General features: G+C 39.6%; 16 protein-coding genes, 3 tRNA genes and 1 pseudogene. 9 read left to right on the top strand and 11 right to left on the bottom strand.

The features are described 5' to 3' along the window. Positions 1–25: 25 nt before the first annotated feature. Both gap and CXF80_RS04535 read right to left on the bottom strand, forming a co-directional pair. Positions 26–1,036, bottom strand: coding sequence for a type I glyceraldehyde-3-phosphate dehydrogenase (gene gap / locus CXF80_RS04540; protein ID WP_101031647.1), 1,011 nt, complete (start codon positions 1,034–1,036; stop codon positions 26–28). 230 nt (positions 1,037–1,266) lie between these two features. Beyond that, the gene (locus CXF80_RS04535) at positions 1,267–2,097 is read right to left on the bottom strand and encodes a DUF2989 domain-containing protein (protein ID WP_101031645.1); all 831 of its coding nucleotides are present in this window, start codon (positions 2,095–2,097) and stop codon (positions 1,267–1,269) included. A gap of 200 nt (positions 2,098–2,297) precedes the next feature. Between CXF80_RS04535 and CXF80_RS04530 the strand changes: the two genes are divergently transcribed. From CXF80_RS04530 to CXF80_RS04515, 4 genes are all read left to right on the top strand, one after another. Continuing rightward, on the top strand, positions 2,298–3,734 hold the full coding sequence (locus tag CXF80_RS04530) for a glyceraldehyde-3-phosphate dehydrogenase (protein WP_101031643.1): 1,437 nt from the start codon (positions 2,298–2,300) through the stop codon (positions 3,732–3,734). Between the two features lie 451 nt (positions 3,735–4,185). After that, positions 4,186–4,261, top strand: a tRNA-Gly gene (locus tag CXF80_RS04525). A 41-nt stretch (positions 4,262–4,302) separates the two neighbouring features. Next, positions 4,303–4,376: transfer RNA gene (locus CXF80_RS04520), tRNA-Cys, on the top strand. Positions 4,377–4,422: 46 nt separating this feature from the next. Then, positions 4,423–4,508: transfer RNA gene (locus CXF80_RS04515), tRNA-Leu, on the top strand. 300 nt (positions 4,509–4,808) lie between these two features. Here the strand turns inward: CXF80_RS04515 and CXF80_RS04510 are convergent. The 7 genes from CXF80_RS04510 to betI all read right to left on the bottom strand — a co-directional run bounded on the left by CXF80_RS04510 (position 4,809) and on the right by betI (position 13,292). After that, positions 4,809–5,984, bottom strand: a complete 1,176-nt coding sequence (locus CXF80_RS04510; RefSeq protein ID WP_232772041.1) for a glycerol dehydrogenase — start codon at positions 5,982–5,984, stop codon at positions 4,809–4,811. A 740-nt stretch (positions 5,985–6,724) separates the two neighbouring features. Then, entirely contained in the window at positions 6,725–7,210 is a 486-nt protein-coding gene (locus tag CXF80_RS04505) for a MarR family winged helix-turn-helix transcriptional regulator (protein ID WP_101031639.1), read from the bottom strand. Between the two features lie 132 nt (positions 7,211–7,342). Continuing rightward, the gene (locus CXF80_RS04500) at positions 7,343–8,050 is read right to left on the bottom strand and encodes a TorF family putative porin (protein WP_101031638.1); all 708 of its coding nucleotides are present in this window, start codon (positions 8,048–8,050) and stop codon (positions 7,343–7,345) included. Positions 8,051–8,078: 28 nt separating this feature from the next. Next, entirely contained in the window at positions 8,079–9,296 is a 1,218-nt protein-coding gene (locus CXF80_RS04495; RefSeq protein ID WP_101031636.1) for a choline transporter, read from the bottom strand. A 235-nt stretch (positions 9,297–9,531) separates the two neighbouring features. After that, positions 9,532–11,214, bottom strand: coding sequence for a choline dehydrogenase (gene betA / locus CXF80_RS04490; protein ID WP_101031634.1), 1,683 nt, complete (start codon positions 11,212–11,214; stop codon positions 9,532–9,534). Between the two features lie 15 nt (positions 11,215–11,229). Then, positions 11,230–12,696 carry a betaine-aldehyde dehydrogenase gene (gene betB / locus CXF80_RS04485; protein ID WP_101031632.1) on the bottom strand — a complete coding sequence of 489 codons (1,467 nt, stop codon included), beginning with the start codon at positions 12,694–12,696 and terminating at the stop codon, positions 11,230–11,232. Further along, positions 12,696–13,292 carry a transcriptional regulator BetI gene (betI, locus tag CXF80_RS04480; RefSeq protein ID WP_101031630.1) on the bottom strand — a complete coding sequence of 199 codons (597 nt, stop codon included), beginning with the start codon at positions 13,290–13,292 and terminating at the stop codon, positions 12,696–12,698. Before betI ends, betB begins: the two co-directional genes overlap by 1 nt. Positions 13,293–13,997: 705 nt before the next feature. Between betI and CXF80_RS04475 the strand changes: the two genes are divergently transcribed. The 3 genes and pseudogenes from CXF80_RS04475 to CXF80_RS04465 all read left to right on the top strand — a co-directional run bounded on the left by CXF80_RS04475 (position 13,998) and on the right by CXF80_RS04465 (position 16,574). Further along, positions 13,998–14,204, top strand: a complete 207-nt coding sequence (locus tag CXF80_RS04475; protein WP_101031628.1) for a hypothetical protein — start codon at positions 13,998–14,000, stop codon at positions 14,202–14,204. A gap of 447 nt (positions 14,205–14,651) precedes the next feature. Next, a pseudogene (locus CXF80_RS04470) lies at positions 14,652–14,782 on the top strand (IS3 family transposase); the annotation flags it as partial. A 115-nt stretch (positions 14,783–14,897) separates the two neighbouring features. Then, positions 14,898–16,574 carry an AMP-binding protein gene (locus tag CXF80_RS04465; protein WP_101031626.1) on the top strand — a complete coding sequence of 559 codons (1,677 nt, stop codon included), beginning with the start codon at positions 14,898–14,900 and terminating at the stop codon, positions 16,572–16,574. 72 nt (positions 16,575–16,646) lie between these two features. Here the strand turns inward: CXF80_RS04465 and CXF80_RS04460 are convergent, their stop codons facing one another. Together CXF80_RS04460 and CXF80_RS20740 are read right to left on the bottom strand one after the other, a co-directional pair. Further along, a complete protein-coding gene (locus CXF80_RS04460) occupies positions 16,647–16,829 on the bottom strand; it encodes a hypothetical protein (protein WP_101031624.1) in 183 nt (60 codons plus the stop codon). A gap of 14 nt (positions 16,830–16,843) precedes the next feature. Continuing rightward, positions 16,844–17,167 carry a hypothetical protein gene (locus CXF80_RS20740; RefSeq protein ID WP_232772040.1) on the bottom strand — a complete coding sequence of 108 codons (324 nt, stop codon included), beginning with the start codon at positions 17,165–17,167 and terminating at the stop codon, positions 16,844–16,846. Positions 17,168–17,483: 316 nt separating this feature from the next. Here CXF80_RS20740 and CXF80_RS04450 point away from each other — a divergent pair, with 316 nt between their 5' ends. After that, the gene (locus CXF80_RS04450) at positions 17,484–17,828 is read left to right on the top strand and encodes an energy transducer TonB (RefSeq protein WP_101031622.1); all 345 of its coding nucleotides are present in this window, start codon (positions 17,484–17,486) and stop codon (positions 17,826–17,828) included. A gap of 685 nt (positions 17,829–18,513) precedes the next feature. Then, complete coding sequence (locus CXF80_RS04445) at positions 18,514–19,839, top strand: hypothetical protein (RefSeq protein ID WP_101031620.1); 1,326 nt, start codon at positions 18,514–18,516, stop codon at positions 19,837–19,839. Positions 19,840–19,926 lie beyond the last annotated feature (87 nt).

The following is a 19,926-nucleotide window of genomic DNA, read 5'->3' as shown; positions in this document are numbered from 1 at the left end:
CCAACAAGCGACTCTACAAGGTAGATTACTTAGCGTTCATTAGTGCAACAGCGTTGTCTAACATGCGGTTACTGAAACCCCACTCGTTGTCGTACCATGACATCACTTTCACTAAACGACCGTTAACACGTGTTTGTGTTGCGTCGAAATTAGAAGAGAAAGGATTATGGTTAAAGTCGATAGACACTAATGGTTCTTCATTAATCGCTAACACTTCAGACATAGGAGACTGCAGTGAAGCACGAGTGATGATGGCGTTAACTTCTTCAATAGTGGTGTCGCGAGACGCTAAGAAGGTTAAATCAACTAAAGACACATTAATCGTTGGTACACGTACCGCTAATCCGTCAAATTTGCCTTGAAGCTCAGGAACCACTAAGCCTACTGCAGCAGCTGCACCGGTTTTAGTTGGGATCATCGACATTGCCGCAGCGCGAGCACGGCGTAAATCTGTGTGGTACACGTCAGATAAACGTTGATCGTTAGTGTATGAATGGATTGTGGTCATTAGACCTGACTCAATACCAATTTCATCATTTAACGGCTTAGCCATAGGCGCTAAACAGTTAGTCGTACATGATGCACCTGAAATCACTGTCATGTCTGAGGTTAATATGTCGTTATTCACACCATAAACGATGGTTGCATCTACATTCTTACCTGGAGCAGAAATAATAACTTTCTTTGCGCCTGCAGTAAGGTGTGGTTGCACAGATTCTTTAGAAGTAAAGATACCAGTACATTCAAAAACAACATCAATTTTTAACTCAGCCCAAGGTAACTTTGATGGGTCACGTTCTTGGAAAGTTAAGATTTTGTCGCCATTGACGTAGATAGCTTCATCGTCATGATCAACTTTAGCGTTGAAACGACCGTGTACAGTATCATACTTAGTTAAGTGGGCATTAATTGACGCATCACCTAAATCATTCAATGCTACGATTTCGATTGGGTAATCTTTGTCGCTTTCGTACAGTGCACGTAAAACATTTCTACCGATACGGCCATAGCCGTTAATTGCTACACGGATAGTCATCTCATATCCCTCAAGTTAAAATAATTTGGTGGCATGTGGATCGCCTAGTTGTAAAATTACCAAACTGGCTATAATAATCAAGTTAAATCACCCAAATATGCCGAATAAAGGATGTAATTGTCGTATTATTTTTACATTTAGCCCGTTTTGAAGATAAATTAACCACATTTTTGTAAGTTTACATAAATAATTATTGCTACAAAAGCTGACATAAACAGTAAAATCGTCGTTTATCTCAATAATGTTTCACTGTGACTATTGGCAAATTTATTGCTCATTACCGTTGATACTAATTCAACTGCTTGGCGGTCTAAAACTAATGCGCGCTTATGATCACTATTAATGATGGCTAATACTTGTTCCTCATCGGCAAGGTTTTCGCTCATTAACAAATTGGCTCTGGTCAACAGATACTCTTTTTCACTATCCTGTTGTTGGCGGTAAATTGAGGCTAATGCTAAAAACCAATCAGGATCGACATTGGCTGGCTCTGATGTGGATAACAAATGCAAATAAAGTGATTTAGCGTCGCGAGGGGAGACCCGCACATAATAGGCGGCTAGTTGAGTAATAATTTCATTGTCGACGAGGTTACCTTGCTTATAGGTTTCTTCTACAATGGTGAATCCGGCTTGGTCGTTGAAACGCATCCAACGATAAAAAGCTAAATGCACATTATTATTAGTGCGGGTAAATTCTTGCAGTTCAGCGAGTGTTTGGGTGCTTACCGCAAATGCTTGCTCGCGATCACGAGTACGGTAGGTATTAAGTTTATGTTGCACTCCAGCGGCCAATTCGATGCATTTACTATAATCTTCTAGATGGACGAGCTGTTGATACAGTTGCTTACCAGTGGGCGATGAACTTTGTTTTAACGCGTATCGATGACGGATTAAGTCGGCTTTTTCAAAGCGACACCAACTATCTTTGTGTAAATCGCTACAAAGTTCAGGATTATTTTTACAAATTTGGTCGCTATTACGGTCATTATCACAGCCATAAAGACCAAAAAATGCCCCAATAACTGTAAATGATGTAATTAATACAAAATTATGGTTCAAAAACGTCTCCAAGAGCTGAATTGTCTAATAAAATTACACATTTACCGAAAATTTGTTACTAGCGAAATAGCGTATATTTTATTACAATGTCGGCGACCAACAGGGGTAGTCCCCATACAATATACTAAATTATTGGTCTTTTCTTATTGTTACTCAAACCTTTCTGAAAATAATAGAAAAGTGAGATAAAGGATCCCTACATGAGTGCAGATAAACATTTACAAAGCTGGCAAGAACGTTTCGAAATGGCAGAAGCAATGCAACCGTTGCTTGGAAAATTGTATCGTAACCAAGGCATTGAAGTAATGGTATATGGTAAACCATTACTAAACGCATCAACCATCGAAATCATTAAGTCACACCGTTTAGTACGTCGTCATGTCGGTGAAAAGTTACGTCTTCGTGAAAGTTTCCCATTTGTTGTAGCACTAAGCAAATTAGCCATCAAGCATTGCAGAGTGGATATCGGTAAATTAGCCATTAATTATTGGCGTGATAACAAGGATGCGAGCGGTATTGAAGCTTATATGGCTCACGAATTGTCAGAAGCGGTTAATCATGGTGATGATACCCCTCCTCGTGATGTTGTTCTTTACGGTTTTGGTCGTATCGGCCGTTTATTAGCCCGGTTGTTAATTGAACGTACAGGTAAGAGCAATAAATTGCGTCTGCGTGCCATTGTTTTACGGGGTGGGAAAAAGAGCGATTTAGAAAAACGTGCTAGTCTATTACGTCGTGATTCAGTACATGGACCGTTTAATGGGTCTGTTGAAGTGGATGAAGAAAACAACGCGCTCATTGCCAACGGTACTTACATTCAGATCATTTACGCTAATTCTCCAGACCAGGTTGATTACACTCAGTACGGCATTAACGATGCTTTAGTCGTGGATAACACCGGTATTTGGAAAGATGAAGCCGGTTTAGGTTTACACCTTAAAAGCCCTGGTGCGACCAAAGTATTGTTAACGGCACCCGCTAAAGGTGCGATTAAAAATATCGTATTCGGTGTTAATGAAAATGATATTCTCGATGAAGACACCATTGTATCGGCGGCAAGCTGTACCACTAACGCCATTACTCCAGTGTTAAAAGCGGTCAATGATAAATACGGTATTGAGAATGGCCACGTAGAAACCATTCATTCTTATACTAACGATCAAAATCTGATCGATAACTACCACAGTGCTGACCGTCGTGGTCGCAGCGCACCATTGAATATGGTTATTACTGAAACGGGTGCAGCTAAAGCCGTTGCCAAAGCATTGCCTGTATTAGCAGGTAAGTTAACCGGTAACGCGATCCGTGTACCAACACCTAACGTATCTATGGCTATCATCAGTGTTAATCTACAATCTGAAACTAATCGTGATGAGCTGAATGAATACTTAAAAGATGTGGCATTACAGTCTGGACTTCAGAATCAAATTGATTTTACTGAGTCAACTGAAATTGTATCTAGCGATTTAGTTGGTTCACGTTATGCGGGTGTGGTTGACTCTCAAGCGACGATTGCTGAAGGTAAGCGCGCTATTTTATACGTTTGGTATGACAACGAGTTTGGCTATAGCTGCCAAGTTGTTGGTGTTATGCAAAAAATGCTTGGTTTAACCACATTGTCATTACCAAAAAATTAATACGTTATAAATATCAACCTTAGGTGATGGGGACGATCAGTAAAGTCTTTATACTTAATATGTCTGTTTATTGAGTACTTACCCGTAAAGTTAATGATAAAGCATCTCTTTGGAGATGCTTTTTTATGCGCCTTGTAATATATTTAATCATACTGCTGTTTTATGCACCAAACGGTCATTTTGTGGCAATAAATCTGTTTTTATTGATTGACTATCAGGGCTAAAACGGTAGAATGCCATTCCGCAGTCAGGGGAAACGTTCTCTAGCTGTTAAGCGTTAAAGAGTTACAAATGTGACATTAGTTCAGTTGATACAGGTTGAAAAGCGATACCTCTTCTGCAATATTAATGAAGCGTTAAAGAGTTACAAATGTGACATTAGTTCAGTTGATACAGGTTGAAAGCCGATACCTTTTCTGCAGTATTAATGAAACGTTAAAGCGTTAGATATGCGACATTAGCTCAGTTGGTAGAGCGATACCTTGCCAAGGTATAGGTCATCGGTTCGAACCCGATATGTCGCTCCAATTTCTTTCTCATCCGATAGAGATGAAATTGGTTAAAGCATGGCGCGATGGCAGAATGGCTATGCTGCGGATTGCAAATCCGCCTATCTCGGTTCGACTCCGGGTTGCGCCTCCACAATATTTTTAATGGTTACTTTTAGTAACGGTTAAAACAACACTTTGCCCGAGTGGTGGAATCGGTAGACACAAGGGATTTAAAATCCCTCGCTGAATAAGCGTGCCGGTTCAAGTCCGGCCTCGGGTACCATCATTTACATACGTAAGTATGGTGTAAAAAAGCCTCAACATTAGTTGGGGCTTTTTTATCTTGAATTTAGTTGTAAAGAATAAAGATGAACATCCATCTCACTCTTGTTAAGCATCAGGCGTGCCACTCTTTGTTATCAAGAATAGTCCGGCCTCGGGTACCATTATAATCTCTAGTAATAGAAAGTGGTAAAAAAAAGCCTCAACATGAGTTGGGGCTTTTTATGTTTGGAATTGGGACCTAACATTAAAAGATTAACATCTCGGCCGGTTTATAATGATGGGGAGTTACCTTATAAAATTAAGCTAATTGCAGATACTCTTCACCCATCGCATTGGCAGTCACAATAGCATTGTAAACTTCAGTAACGGTCACACCGCCTTGGGTGTTGTGGATCGTTTCTCCTTCCTTACAAGCCGCTTGGGCAACACGCATCAACTCTTCACTGGTGTAATCTGTTAAACCAATCTGATTTAACGTAATGGGTAAACCGACGGTTAAACAGAAATCGATCACATTTTCAATTTCTTCCATTGGCTGATCTTCAAGGATCAATTGAACCAATGTGCCAAATGCCACGATTTCACCATGCATGGTCTTTTCACACTGCTTAAGAATAGTGAAACCATTATAGATAGAATGAGCCGTAGCTAAACCACCGTTTTCAGCGCCGACACCACTGAGATAAGTACAGGCTTCCAACACTTTTTCAACCGCAGGTGTTACTGCGTCATTTTCGACGGCAAGTTTGGCTTTTAAGCCATAATCACGCAATATTTCATAACACAATTTAGACAGTGCAAAACCGGCTTGAGATACCGCACCAGCAACAAGGTTGGCAGATTTTGTATTTAAGCAAGTTCTGGCCTCAAAATAGGTTCCTAACGCATCGCCCATTCCTGCTACTAGAAAACGTACGGGTGCTTTTGCGATAATGGTAGAATCGACCAGAACAACATCAGGATTTTTAGGATAGAAAAGATATTCGCTAAATTCTCCTTCATCATTATAAATAACAGATAATGCAGTACATGGCGCATCAGTTGCTGCTATGGTTGGTACAATAATTACTGAGACTTTAGAAAAATGACCAACCGCCTTAACGGTATCAAATGTTCTACCTCCACCTATCCCAATAATGGCATCACAACCGCTCATCTTAAGTAATTCTTCGATACGACGAATTTCTGTCATGGAACTTTGGCCATTAAATTCTTCAAATACCAATTTTGAAGTATCACCACCAAAGGCCTGTTCTATTTTTTCCTTGGTCATATTCATGACAAACTCATCGGCTACAACATAGAACTTTGTGCCTATCGAGGAAACGTGTTTTTCCAGTTCCAAAATAGCGTTAGCACCTTGAACATATCGAGATGGGGCTCTCATAACAGTTAACATTGATTCTCTCCAAAATGTAATTTTAAAATTTACCAATATACCCCAAAGCACAACCAGTAAAAAAAGTTGACTCACTAGCTTCTCTATAACACATGGATAATATTGACTTTTTTCAATTACCACTCCCATGTTGTTATAAGCACAAAGGAATACATACTCATCTCATACTAAACGACTCCAGTTTGACTTTAAAGGCTTTAATCGTGCAATTTTTCTAACTGATTAGCGTGTAAAGCAGAAAGGATAAATGAGCCGATCCTACATCATCAATTTTATATTGGTTAATTTTGATGAGACTTCTAGCCCAACGCGCCTTGTAACCAAAGTGTAAATAGCGAGTATGAGATACTGATGATGGTGATTTGAACGTTAAGTTATTTAGCGTATTTGGCTAATCGGTTTTATGAAAAAGTGAGTAACAATTTTAGTCGCAAGCTTATTGAAACGTTAAAGTCGTCACGTCTTTTATATTCTGGGTAGTAATAATATCAATGTTTGTGCGCTTGAGTCTTTCTGTGGCTAATATGTGGCTAATGCTGAGTGTTGATATATCTGCATAGATCGATGCACGAAATTAGCCATTCACTTTTCTTAGTTCTCTCTAGACTATGGTGCCGACCATCTCGCTTTAATCGAGCATTTGGTGTTAGGCTGATATTTACTATGATTTGCACTGCAGACGTTGAAACAGTATGGCTTTCAAAAAGATGACAACACATGACAACCGAAGGGGTAAATATTAAGATTAAACGCTAGCCAGCTGCAATACCTATAACGCAAGATGGTTCTCGCGCTATAGATAAGAAAGGGGGAACTTATTGAGGTTGATCTTCTACTTGAATTTGGCCGACGTACAATACAGGCGCCGCATCAATATCATTGGCATCCATCATTGTCGCAATACGTTCGACTGCAGACAATAATTGGCTTTGTTCCCATTCTTCAAGATTCTGATAGCGCATAATAAAATGTTCTTGCAATGGTTTAGGTGCACTGTTTAACAGTGTTTTACCTGCTTCACTTAATGATAAGTGAACTTTACGCTTGTCAGTTTCACTGCGCGTTCTAATTACAAATCCACGCTTTTCGAGTCGGTCAATAATGGTCGTCACTGTGGCTGCACTTAAATTAATCTCTTGGGCAATTTTTTTAGCCAGTGGCGCCTCAAGCTGATCAACTTTTTGTATTACCATTAATTGCGGTCCAGTTAGACCGGATAGTTTATTTAATTGGCGCGAGTGTATGTCAATGGCTCTGATCACCCGGCGTAATGAAATTAACAGCTGCTCGTATTTTTCCATAATCCCCTTATTCTCCTCTTCATAATTGACCCCGCACGAGAGAAGAATTTTGCTTATTACTCATGCTCAATATTAAAAAACAGAATAATGTCAAAGACATTATTCTGTTTTGCTATTATTGATTATAACAGTTTATAGCGTGAAAGTTCGTGATACAGATAATACTACACGAGAATCGCTTACATCATTGTTCATGCTGGTATCTTCAGCAGCAACATTGAAGTCAAAACCTTCCCAGCTAGTCATGTATTCTGCACGGTAATGGTTGTAAGACTTGTCACCATCCCATGCCCACTTATCTTCGTCTTGCGACGTAGAGCGGTCAACGCTTACACGAATGTCATGACCTTCTGCAATGGTAAAGGTATGTGCGACCATCATGATGTAATGGTCAGCATCAACACCAAAGTAATCCCATGAATACCAAAAGTTCAATTCAGTATGACCAAGCGATGAGCCGTAACCAAATTTGGTGTATATCTCAGGGTAGTAATATTCATCAGAGGCATTATCACCATGGTAAGTGTAATATGCGATACCTGCATCAACAGAGACTCGGTCAGTTAACTCAACATAATTACCTGCATAAAAATCAAGTTCTAACCAAGTGTCATCAGCACTGCCAAAGTCGACGTTTGATGCCCATGCACCAACGTACCAACCGTCATTGGCAGCATAATCTAAGCTAGCTTGTAATGCAGGGTCATTATCCGTTTGGCTAACACCATTAAAGGTATAGTCAGACGTTGCATTAACCGTGGTACTTAACTCACCAGCCATAACAGTAGTTGGTATAGCAAATAAGCTTAATAGAGCTAACTTTTTTATTGTCGTATTCATCATTATTCCTTGGATTATTATTATTTGTTTAGTCTGCTAATTCGATTTTAGTGAAATCGATTTTATTTTCTTTTGGAGAGCGTTCAATATCTCCCACATTACGGTAGTGTGATTTTAATATGTATACGAAACAACTTAATATCAAGCCAATAGCCAGTGCGCCGACCAACTGAATTTGTAGGAAATCCAATTTAAATAGCAAGGTTAAACCACTCAGTACGACAACATTACCGACGATATAAGGTATTTTACCAAAACGTTCAACCGTTAGGTTTAAGTTGTCAGTGTATAAACGTACCAGTGAATCGAGTGAGTTAATCACAAACGTTACGCCAACAATCACCATCGCAAGATTATAGAAACCTGACGTGTCAATGCCGTTTGCGCTGTAGTAGTAAAGTACCGTGAACCAAATGGCAATTGGAATTGAAGGGAACACCATCATAGCGATTAACACTTGATAAGTTTTCATTCCACCAACAAAACGTGCGGTAAATTGACCAATCATAATGCTCCACGCAAACCACCAGAACAGGTAAAATTCATGGTAATCGTTTATCGGTAGCACAAAGTTATGGATATTACCGAAGTAGTCACCGAGTAATGCAAATGTGGTAAAGAACTCACCCACACTTGAGTCGTCTGATAAAAATGCACCACACCACATAATGGCAATCAAACCTAGGAACAACCATGTACTGCCTAAACTGAGATAACGAACATAGCGAATACTGGTGCTTGAATACACTGCGGCGGCAATGACCATCAATACTATTAAGTAGAAGCTGCCAACAATCGTTTCACCATCCCCTAATTGCGGCAAATACCAGGGTAAGTTGGTTAATAATAAGTAAGCGGTAAAGGCACAAGTGCCAATAATGACAATGTTATTAATAAATTTAATTAATGGAATTTCAAAATACTTTACTCTTGGTTCAATAACACAGAAGTAGAAGCACGTTAGAAAATAAAATGCCCAAATTAAGCAGGCCCAAAAACCAAACTCAATCGCTAACGGATTACTAAATCCATATTCAGGACTGGCGGCTAAATCTGCATATCCGGCAAATTCAGTTAACGGAAACATGATTAAACCCACATCAAGTCCAGATGTGAACAAAATGGCAATAAAAGTAAACTTACGCACTGGTGTGACGCCAACGCACTGCATGTTACCCCAACGATAAATCACAAATGCGATAGCGATAAACGTAAATAAAATACCTATTGATAACCAGGTAGTCATTATTTGACTCCTGAATAAAGGGTGTGTGCGAACATAATGTTGGCTCCTTGTTGTATGTTTTCTTATGCCATAGAACAATTTTTAAAGGCAAAAACCCTCAAGCCTTAAGTATCGTGTTGACGATAGTTAAACCCTGATAGATTGAACTTAGCTAAATAGGCCATTTACAAAAATGTAGGTTGGCCATCAACCCGTTGTCGATGTGTATTAATGAATACACATCGACTAATTAGTGTTAATCAACTTGACGTTTGGGGGCTTGTAATCGTTGTGATGTTTGCCACTGTTTGGCAATGGTCACGTTTGACAAACTTGGCGCGAGCGGCTCGTTACCTAAAATAATATCGGCAGCGCGCTCGGCGACCATGATGGTCGGTGAGTTCAAATTACCATTCGGAATGGTCGGGAAAATAGACGAGTCAACCACTCGTAAACCATTAATACCGTGAACTTTAGTTTCTGAATCGACAACAGCCATATCATCTTCGCCCATTTTGCATGTGCAAGAAGGGTGATATGCGCTTTCTACTGAGCTTCTAACAAAACGATCAATTTCTTCATCGGTTTGCACCGCTAAGCTTGGTTGGATTTCTTCACCACGATACTCATCTAAACCTGGTTGATTGATGATTTCACGGGTTAAGCGAACACAAGCTCTAAAAGCTTCAATATCATCTTGGTGTGATAAATAATTGAACTGAATTTGTGGAGCAACCTTGGGATCATTTGATGCCACAGTGACAGTCCCACGGCTTTTGGGTTTATTGTGACCAATATGAACTTGGAAACCATGGCCCGCAAAAGCTTCTTTACCGTCATAGCGCATTGCAGCAGGTAAGAAGTGATACTGTAAATCTGGCCACTCTAAGCCAGCTTTTGAACGGATAAAGCCACAAGATTCAAAATGGTTAGTTGCGCCTAAACCTGACTTATCTAAAATCCAACGAGCACCAATAAACAGTTTGTTTAATGGATCAATTTTGCCATTAAGCGAAATGGGTTTTAAGCACTTAAATTGGAAGTAAAACTCTAAGTGATCCTGCAGATTCTGGCCAACACCGGGTAATTGATGTACTTGCTCAATGCCTGCGCAAGCTAATGTGCTGGCGTCGCCAATACCCGATAACTGCAAAATATGTGGCGACCCAATTGAACCGGCCGATAACACCACTTCTTTATTGCAGTTAATATCAATCAACTGACCTTTACACTCGTAACGAACGCCGATAGCTGTTTTACCTTGCATGATAACCTTGTGCACTAAAGCATGAGTTACCACGGTTAAATTAGGGCGTTTCATTGCAGGGCGAAGGTAGGCATTTGCCGTAGACCAACGCACGCCGTTTTTAACCGTCATGTGCATTGGGCCAAAACCTTCTTGCTGACTGGCATTGTAATCATCGGTTGCTAAATAGCCGGCATCGACACCTGCATCAACAAAAGCTTGATATAAAGGGTTTTTCATTTCATTGCCGTTATTAACCGCTAATGGGCCTTTATCACCACGATATTCATTACCACCAAAAGACCATGTTTCGGCTTTTTTAAAGTAAGGTAGGCAATGAGCATAATCCCAGTCTTTTGCACCTTTTTGTTGCCACTCGTCAAAATCGCGAGCATGACCACGCACGTAAACCATGCCATTAATCGATGATGAACCGCCTAATACTTTGCCGCGGGGGCAATGCATGCGACGATTATCTAAATACGGTTCGGCTTCGGTTTCAAACTGCCAGGCATACTTTTTAGTATTCATTGGGATAGATAGCGCCGTTGGCATTTGAATAAAAATGCTCTTGTCACTACCACCGGTTTCAAGAATTAATACTTTATTGTCTGGGTTCTCAGTTAAGCGGTTAGCCAATACACAACCTGCGCTACCGGCGCCGACAATAATATAATCATATTGATGAGTCATTAGTTTAGTCACTCCTTAAAATGGGCTTTCAAGTGACTGCATACCCACGTAAACAGCTTTGATTTGCGTGTATGCCTTTAATGTTTCAGCGCCATTTTCACGGCCAACCCCCGACATTTTATAACCACCAACAGGCATTTCTGCAGGGGAGGCGCCATAGGCATTAATCCAACAAATGCCTGCTTGGATTTGGTGGATCACTCTGTGAGCACGGGTTATGTCTTGAGTAAACACGCCAGCCGCTAAACCTAAATGAGTGCTATTAGCTCGACGGATCACTTCGTCTTCATCAGTAAAGGTTAATACCGACATTACCGGCCCAAACACTTCTTCTTTAGACAAGGTCATGTCATCGGTACAATCAGTAAAGATAGTCGGGGCAACAAAGAAACCATTAGGGGCATTGTCAGGCTGTAATACTGTTCCACCGGTTAATAATGTAGCACCTTCTTTTTTACCGATATCAATGTAGTCAAGTACTTTTTGTTGATGGTCGCGTGAGATCAATGCCCCGAAATTAGTGTTAGGGTCCATTGGATCGCCGCAAATAATGTTCTGCTCAGTACGTTCTTTTAAGCGTTGAATAAATTGCGGATAAATATCTTGCTGCACAAAGACTCGAGTACCATTAGTACAGACTTCGCCTTGAGTATAAAAGTTAGCTAACATCGCAGCTGATACGGCATTTTCAACGTCGGCATCGTTAAAGATAATCAATGGCGACTTACCGCCCAGCTCCATGGTCACGTATTTTAGTGAGCCAGCGGCGGCTGCCATGACCTTTTTACCGGTTCCCACTTCACCAGTAAAAGATACTTTAGCGATATCTTTACTCGTGGTTAGCCATTCACCGACGCTACCGTCACCTTGAACAACGTTAAATACGCCATCCGGCACGCCAGCTTGAGTGAAGATTTCAGCTAAACGCATTGCGCCGCGAGGGGTTTCTTCTGAAGGCTTAAAAATCATCACATTACCGCAAGCAAGTGCAGGGGCGGCTTTCCAACAAGCTATCTGTAGTGGGTAGTTCCATGCGCCGATACCGGCACAAATGCCTAATGGCTCACGGCGAGTGTAATAAAAATCTGCGCCGACAGGTTGCTGATTACCTTCAATACTGGGGGCGAGACCTGCAAAAAACTCGATAGAGTCGGCACCAGTAACGACATCGACTACTGAGGCTTCTTGCCATGGTTTACCAGTATCGAGTACTTCACCTGCGGCAAGTTCATCATTTTGTTCACGAAGTAGGGCAACGGCTTTTAGTAAAATGCGGCTACGTTCAATTGGGGCCATTGCCGACCAAATCGCAAAACCGACTTTAGCGCTGTCTATGGCGGCTTGTTGCACAGATTTAGTTGCCACCTCAACTAAATAGCTGACTTCCCCTGTAGCAGGATTTGTTACTTCAAATGTTTCACCAGTGCCATTTGACTGGTATTTTCCATGAATATAATTTTGATAAATAACTCTAGATGACATCAATTTACTCCGTTGTGCACGATCAGAGCCTTTATAAAGGCTTTAGATAAAATTTGGGCTTGTTTAAAATCTTCAATTGGGGTGGCACTCAGCGCACTGCGTAACCAAAAACCATCAATCACTGCCGCAGTTTGCTTAGCGGCATTGACCGCTTCAATGTTAGGTAACAGTTGTTTATACGAAAAAAGCAGATTGCTGTATAACCGCTGACTATTAATGTTTTGTAACCTTGCGAGTCCAGGATCGTGCATCGCTTGGGACCAGAAGCTTAACCATGTTTTTGTCGCGCCGCCTGAACGTTGTAATTCAGTAAAGTTAGCTTCCACAATCATTGAAAGCCGATCTATCGGGGTTAACGTTTTGCCTGATGTTCTGGCCAGTAATGCTTGCTTCAATTCATCTAACAGAAATTTTAGCGTGGCTTCTATTAACCCTTGTTTTCCACCAAAATAGTGGCTGATGATCCCAGATGACATTCCGGCTAATCCACTAATAGTATTAATCGTCGTGTTCTGTAACCCATGTTGTTCGACAGACATTAACGTGGCATCTATCAGCTGTTGTTGTCTGACGTTTTTCATTATAGGTCTTGACATAAAATGGGTCCGTTATCCGTATTAACAATTGTTAATTGAACGCTCAATTAATAAGTATACTAATGATTAGAGCTCTAAGTATCAAGCGTTTATTTGATCTAGATCATAAAGCAGATGTTGCTAAACAAGATTTAAATCAGCATTTAAAGTTTAAGTCTACGTTTTAATGGTTAATAGTTGATAATATGAAGTTGATATTTTGTTGTTAAAATAAAAGGTTTTACATGTAATCATTACAGTTGCAGCTATTTTTGAGATGATTAGCGATAAAATGTCATCTTAAAACTGTTTTATCTGTCATGTAAAACTGATGATTAAGCTTCTGGCGATTGATCTGTACATGTCTGTTAGTCTCGTTACTGTCATCGTTAATAGGCGACAATTAACCCAAAGCGGTTACGCTGAGGTGTGCTTTTTTGTACTGTTGGCTGGCATTATTGGCAATCAGTGCTTGATGTTGATTTGACTCGTGGTCAGTTTACCAAGCTTGTTTGTGATGGCATTAGGGTTCTTAGACGCTGGAGTCTTATAGTAAAAGGCGGATGGGCCTTAGTGCATTAGTTGCATTAGTTGGAAGCCTATTAACATTAAGATCTGACTAGCTGATTGACTGGATCAAATCCAAAGCTCAAAATAATCTAACAAATTAGCCAATCTATTCATTATAGGTAGGCAATAGGTAGGCAATAGATAAGAGGCAAACAGATGGGCAGTGCAGCAATGATCATGTGGAGTGTGCTATTTGGCGCCATTGGCATGGGGTATTTTGTCTATGGAAAACGTCAAAGAGCGATTGTTCCCTTGTGTATTGGAATGGCGTTATGTGTGTTTCCGTATTTTGTTGCCAGTGTCACCAGCTTACTGATAATGGGGGTTATCTTGGTGGCGATACCGTACTTTATCCGGTTTTAGTCGCCGGCAGACATTATCCGTTTTATCACTCTGATTCATCCAGGTTAACATTGTTACTTTTATCTGTACCAAGCCGAACAAGTGGCTTTACTCATTTCATCGTTAAATCTGACCTTTCTCAGCTAGGCAGGTAACTGATTAATGCCCCTTTACGATATAGCGGTTTCATTTATCGGTGCAGTAGTAATTAGGGGTTACCATAGCTGAATTTATGCGAAATGCCGTAAGTATAATCCCTGTAGGCTTTGCCAAAAGTTTCTTTTTGGAAGCTCGCAGCCACATCTAGACTCGCTAATTTACAAGAATAATCATTGTTCGACTTGAGCTTTATTACTTGCCTTTTGTCACTCGTTTTAGACCCAAAATGATAGAAAGTTAGGAGGGATTTACCTTATTCGCTCTGACCCCATTATCTTTTTCTGACTGACGAAGTTTTCTTTAGCAACAAACCCTGAAGCAAGCATGTGCCACAGTAGAAACTGCCATGATAATGCAGTAGCTGAATGCTTTTTTCATTGTTGAAGAAAGATAGAGTGAAGCGGAAAAGCGATAAAAGCAGGGACGAGTCACACTCCGAGAAATTAGCTACTGCTAACCCCCTAGAACAGTAGTTAATTCATTGAATTCAGCCTATTATTTTTATACTAATTAGGTAAATTAATTTACAATAGTGATGTTTAAACAACAACATTAATGATGGCTATAATGACAAATGATAAACCGTGGTTAAAACAATATCCTGAGGATGTGCCCGCAACAATAGATTCAAGTATGTATAACAATATCAATGATTTGTTTAAAGAGTCTTTTAGTGCGCATGCTAAAAAAGCAGCATATATTAATATGGGACATAGCTTATCCTACCAAGATCTCGAAAGTAAAAGTAACGCTTTTGCTGCTTATCTACAATCTGAACTAAAAATGAAAAAAGGCGAACGAATCGCCTTGATGATGCCTAATTTATTGCAATATCCCATCACTATTTTAGGTGCATTAAAAGCAGGACTCATTATTGTAAATGTTAATCCACTTTATACCCCTCGAGAGTTAAAATATCAATTACGAGACTCAGGGTCCAGTGCTATTGTTGCCGTCACAAATTTTGGTAATAATCTTCAGCAAATACTGCATGAGACTAACATTAAGCATGTTATTTTAACCAAAATCGGCGATGAGTTAGCTATACATAAGCGTACACTGGTTAATTTTCTTATCAAACATGTCAAAAAAATAGTACCTAAATATCATATTCCTGACGCTATTTCACTGCGTAGAGCGTTAACCGAAGGCAAGAAACTTCCCTTTATTGATCCCCAAATAACAGTAGATGATTTAGCATACCTCCAATATACAGGTGGAACGACGGGTCCTGCGAAAGGGGCAATGCTGACTCATAGTAATATTATTTCTAACGTTCTACAGGTTCATGCTCATTTTAGCCCAAGAACCTTATATGATAAGGAATATGCAGTAACCCCACTTCCGCTTTATCATATTTTTGCCAACTCAGTGAGTATGATGTTTATGCTCTTTCTCGGTGCAACGAATTTACTCATTACCAACCCAAGAGATATAGATGGTTTCGTAGCAGATTTAAGTAAATATCCATTCACAATGGTTTTTGGTTTAAATACACTTTTTAATGGTCTAAACAATCATGCTGGTTTTCAAGAATTAGATTTTAGTCACGCTCGTTTTACTATTGCAGGTGGAATGCCGACGCAGAAACATATTGCTGATCGTTGGCAAGAGCTCACTGGAATGCCTGTCATAGAAGGTTATGGCTTAACTGAATGTTCCCCAGTGGTCGCTGCAGGTACTCATCAACAACAATCATTTATTTCTTCAATTGGTGTCCCTTTACCCAGCACTGAACTCCGTATCGTTAATGATAAAAATGAACCTTTAGGTCCCAACCAAATTGGTGAAATTCAAATTAGAGGGCCCCAAGTGATGAAAGGCTATTGGCAACAAGAAGCCGAAACCAATACTGTAATGCATGCAGGAGGTTGGTTAAGCTCTGGCGATATAGGAAGAATGGATGACGATGGGGTTTTTTATATTGAAGACCGTAAAAAAGATATGATTCTAGTGTCGGGATTTAATGTTTTTCCAACTGAAATTGAAGAAGTTGCAACACTTCACCCTCACATCATCGAAGCTGCGGCCATTGGCATTCCTGATGACGCCACAGGAGAAATAGTTAAATTATTTATTGTACGCAAAGGTAATGTGACCGTTGATGAAATAAAAAAACATTGTAGAAAATATCTTACCGGTTATAAAAACCCAAGGATAATTGAATTTAGAGATGAATTGCCAAAATCAAATGTTGGCAAGATCTTACGTCGAGAATTGCGAGATTCATAGGCGCTATTACTGACGTCCTAAGGATAACCAACATATTTGGCATAGATATGAGGCGCAGCCGAGCAAATCCGACTAAACCTCATTCACATGCTGACTGAGGACCCCGTCAACGACCATTTCAGTAATTTGGTGTAACTCATCTTTAGTTGCTCCCTCTGCAGCCTGTAACGACATCCCTTTAAATAACGTCATAATTAGTCGTGTCAACGCTTCAGGTTGGCAACTGTCATTGAGTTCACCGCTGTTTTTAGCCAATTCAAATCTATTAATTATCGTGGTTTGATTTTTTCTTTCCGATTATTGATAGCGATTTTTATTGATTCGCTCGCTTCATTGCATGTCAAAGTACTATTAATTAATGCGCAACCTTGTGGATGACTGGTGTCAGTAAATTGGGCCGCTGCACCGATCAATAATGATCGAATGACATCGGCAAGACGCTTATCCTGCACCTTGATCCTAAGTTGAGTCATCAAGTGATCATGATTAACTCGGTCAAAGAACTTAGACAGATCAACATCAACATCGACGGCAAATTTGCATTTCTGTTTGATGATATCCCTTACTTCGCGGGGCAGACCCTGCCAACTCACCTCTAGCCTACGCCTCATATGATATTCTTGTTCATCATCTCGTCCTCTTTACAATATATGGCTAGCGGCTTCCTTCAGACCAATCATCAATGATAAGCCCTTGCCATTCGCTAGTAGTTAACGTTTAATAACAGCATGTTATTGAACGGTGACCTTCCTACAGAGGACTATCACCTCATTAGTCCATGCCCATGCTGGGCGTACACAAAAAGTTTAAACGGAACTAAAACAGTTGGTTAGGTTCTGCTTCGCTACGCATTACAACCAACAAGTTTAGTCCGCTTAATGCGGCGTTAACGACACAAAAAGGATTTTAATGAAATATTCTAGTTTAGCGCTTATATCATTAGTTTTTATTACCGCGTGCTCTTCAACACCTTTGCCCGATAGATCTAATGCGGCGCTGCAAGAAACTGCAAATCCAACTTACCCAATTCATGCCGCTCGAAATAAAATAGAAGGTTATGTTCAAATGAGCTTCGATATTAGTGAAAAGGGTGATCCAATAAATATAAAAGTTTTAAAATCTGTTCCAGAACAAACTTTTGATAAAGCTGCAATTAGCGCGCTTTCAAATTGGAAGTATGCACCCAAGGTAGAAAATGGAAAGGCAGTAGTTCAACAAAATATGACGGTTCGATTAGATTTTAAGATGGGTTAAATGTCTAGCTAATAGGGCGTTATCGCATATCTTGTTGACATACTTTTCCTATTTAGCTTTCATCTATAGACAACTATGCAGCTAAATCGAAGAGAGTTAAATTACAGGTGTAGATGAGTCAGCGAGAATCTAAAATAGGGATGTTTTGGTTAAAGCCCACAGGGATGCTGATTTTAAAATCAAGAGCTGGCGTCTCGCTTAATCATCTGCACTAAGATCACTCTTTCACATCCCTGTGATCGCGACATTTACTACGTCCTGTAGCTCACATGCTGCAGGCAATAAGTTCAAATGAAGCTACGTTATAAATCAAGCTAAACCAATACCAAGTAAGCTGAGTTAATCAATACCTCAAACGCACTTCTGTCCATAAATGCGTTACATGCCTTGCTTGAAAATGGATAAGTTCAACTCTTATTTTGAGGACTGTTTTCGTTGACTTTGGATACAAGACGTTAACGACGTTGAGATTATTAAAATGATTTAGCGACTACAAGATGGTACCTGATCATGGTTCAATGAAAAGTCAGAATGCTATTAATGGGTACAACCTACTCTCAATGAGAGTGTGTGATGAACGACATTTTATATGCAAAGGCTTCGTGGATTTACGCGCTATCGCGTTCTGCTGTGTTGGGCATTAGTTCAATGTAGACGTACAAATTTAACAATATTAGGAAGATAAATGCGCACATCAAAAATAATATATTTCACCATTTTTATACTAGTAATGTTTTCTGCTTGTATTGCAGTTTGGGTATATTATCTAAAAGAAGGCAAAGATTTACTTAGTTTTACAATATCGACCGTTGGGTTCTGCATTGCACTATTAGCTCTGTTTATCGCTGTCAGGACATATACATCAATCGACAGTGTGAACAATATAAGTAAAATGGAAGGTAATATTCTTGATAATGAGAACTATGTAACTTCACTTCCTGAGTTAATCAATCAATTCAAGTCTAAAGACGAAAAAACACTCGACAAAGAACTCTTTGATTCAGTTGAATATAAGTTAAAAAAAGAGTCAGGTACTGCCGTGCTTTTTGCGGATACGTTGCAGTATATGATTGATCTTATAGTTTTATTTCCGGCTGTTTTTAATGCTTCTGATACGGATAAAAAGCTCTATAAAAAACGTATGGACAAGATATTAATAGAGGTAGATAGGCAACGTGACATACTACATTCGGTAAGCAAAGGAAATTCAATTCAAATAACTGAAACAATAAAGTTATTTAAAGCTGTCGTTTCATATCAGAATTTTGTTGCTGATGGTAATTTTAATATCCATGCAGATCTTCTCCATGTTCGTGGACCTATACTTCGAAATCCTGTCACAAAAACGATATATCACAATTACCTTGGTTTGTATTACAACAAAAAGGGCATGCACTTGCTTAGAGAGTCCCTAAATATGGGGGATATAGATATTCTCTCACTTAACGGTCTTAGTTTGGTACAGAAAGGTATTGGCTCTATATCTCCATCAATTATAGAAGATGTGACCATGTATTTAAAATCTGCATGTGACCAGTTTGATAGAGCACTTCATATTTCTAGTGAAGATGTTATGTGGCCAGGGTTCATTAATTATAACAAAGCACGCACATTGTATTTCTTGGCTTTGTTATCAAGTACTGAAATAAAATGGCTTGAGGTTATGGATGAAGCGATTAAATTTCGTAGTAGATTAAACCGACTCATTGACGAGATTTTAACAATAGACAGATCGAAAACTGCCAAAATAGAGAATACACATTTAAGGCAATTTTTTCTCTATCAAGAAGAGTTGGCCCGTGTAGTCAAATTAAATTTAATATTTGCAGATAATGCCATGAAACAAAACACGGTACCAGCACTGTATAAGGGGGTTAATTTAACGGGTGTATCCAAGGAAACTGCCTCGGACTTATTTATGAAAATACAAAGCTTCTCTACGGTTAAAGCTTATCAAGAGAAAATTATTCACCGACTTGTAAAGTGTGCAAACGATATTACCAGCAACTGATTAATCAAGCTGACTGTTTATCCAGGCCTTTATTGGCCTCTGTCATGAGTCACAAGGTTCCTGATATTTGTTTAAGTATTAGCGCAG

Origin of the sequence: Shewanella sp. Actino-trap-3, assembly GCF_002836275.1 — a bacterium.
Classification (GTDB): domain Bacteria; phylum Pseudomonadota; class Gammaproteobacteria; order Enterobacterales; family Shewanellaceae; genus Shewanella; species Shewanella psychromarinicola.
The sequence above is the reverse complement of the archived record's forward strand: the minus strand, read 5'-3'. Positions and strand labels throughout refer to the sequence as shown.